We start from the raw sequence: 1,317 nt of genomic DNA on the forward strand, positions 1-1,317 counted from the left end.
TGGAGTTGCCCCATAAAAACCGGACAGGATCAGATTTCTGTTTGACGGTTTAAGAACTCACGCGGGGATCGATATCCCAAAGCCTTGTGCGGGTGAAGCGTGTTGTAGTGCTCGAACCACAATGGCAGTTGGGCGATGACGGTTTCTGCGTCGGGAATGGGATTGACCGAGACGTAGTCGCGCTTGAATGTTTTGACAAAGGCTTCGGCCATTCCGTTGGACTGAGGGCTGCGAACCGGCGTCGTGCAAGGCTCCATTCCGATGTCCATCAGCAGCGATTTCGTGTCCTTTGCAATGAAGCACGAGCCGTTGTCGGTCAGCCATTCAATCGGTTTGGGAAGGGTGTTGATGCGACCGAAGCGGTTCTCGACGGCGGTGATGACAAGGTCCTGAACGTCTTCGCTCTTGATGCCTTGGGTGGTGGCGACATGGGCGATGGCTTCACGATCACAGCAGTCGAGAGCAAAGGCAACGCGGACCTTCTCTCTGTTGTCGCAGCCAATTTCGAAGCCGTCAGAACACCAACGCAGGTTCGAGTGCTCCACGGCAACACGGCCGTCATGGCGACGGCTATCAATGGCACCTGTGTGGCGTTGGAGAAGCAGGCCGTGCACCTTCATCACCCGATAGACGCGTTTAGCGTTCGGCCATGGGCGGCTTTCGCTGCGGGCTTTTCGGCGTAAGATCGCGTGAACCCGGCGATATCCGTAGGTCGGCATCTCGGAGATGATCGCTTTGATTTCATCAACGAGATCATCATCGGCGAGCGGTGGCCGACCACGGGCTTTGGAAGGACGCTGTTTCACTCGCTCAGCCATGTTTGACCGGGCAACACCAAAAGTCTCGCACACAGCCGTCATCGGGAACTTCCCTTCGGCAACGACAGCGAGCGCAACAGGTGTTTTTTTGGGCCTGTGGCGATCTCAAGCGCCTCTTTGAGAATCTCGCCTTCCATCGTCTTCTTGCCAAGCAGACGCTGCAACTCTTTTACCTGGTTTTGAAGGGCGCGATATTCGGACGCCGGGACAACATCCTCCTCCGCAGCCGTGGCCGTCAGAGCGCCTTGAGTGGCGAGCTTACGCCAGGTGAACAACTGGTTCGGCTGAATGCCGTAACGCCGAGCAACGATGCTGACGGTCGCGTCCGGCTCGTATGTCTCTTGAATGATGGAAAGCTTCTCGGCCGTCGACCAGCGACGGCGGCGCTCAGGACCGGGCAGGACTTCTATCTTCGGATTGTGACTAGTCATAATGGGCACATTACCTCGCACACTTGTTAAGTGGGAGATCGTGTCCGGATTTTTATGGGGCCATTACA

At 56.5% G+C, this 1,317-nt stretch carries 1 protein-coding gene; it reads right to left on the reverse strand.

What is annotated here, in order from left to right:
• Window positions 1–29 precede the first annotated feature (29 nt).
• Window positions 30–1,249 (reverse strand): IS3 family transposase gene (locus ACP7BS_RS29685; protein WP_426240918.1). Its coding sequence is split into 2 segments (ribosomal slippage): window positions 30–907 and window positions 907–1,249, totalling 1,221 coding nucleotides; the frame shifts between segments, so codons are not numbered across the junction.
• Window positions 1,250–1,317: the final 68 nt, after the last annotated feature.

Origin of the sequence: Pararhizobium sp. DWP1-1-3 (assembly GCF_049896125.1) — a bacterium.
GTDB lineage: Bacteria > Pseudomonadota > Alphaproteobacteria > Rhizobiales > Rhizobiaceae > Pararhizobium.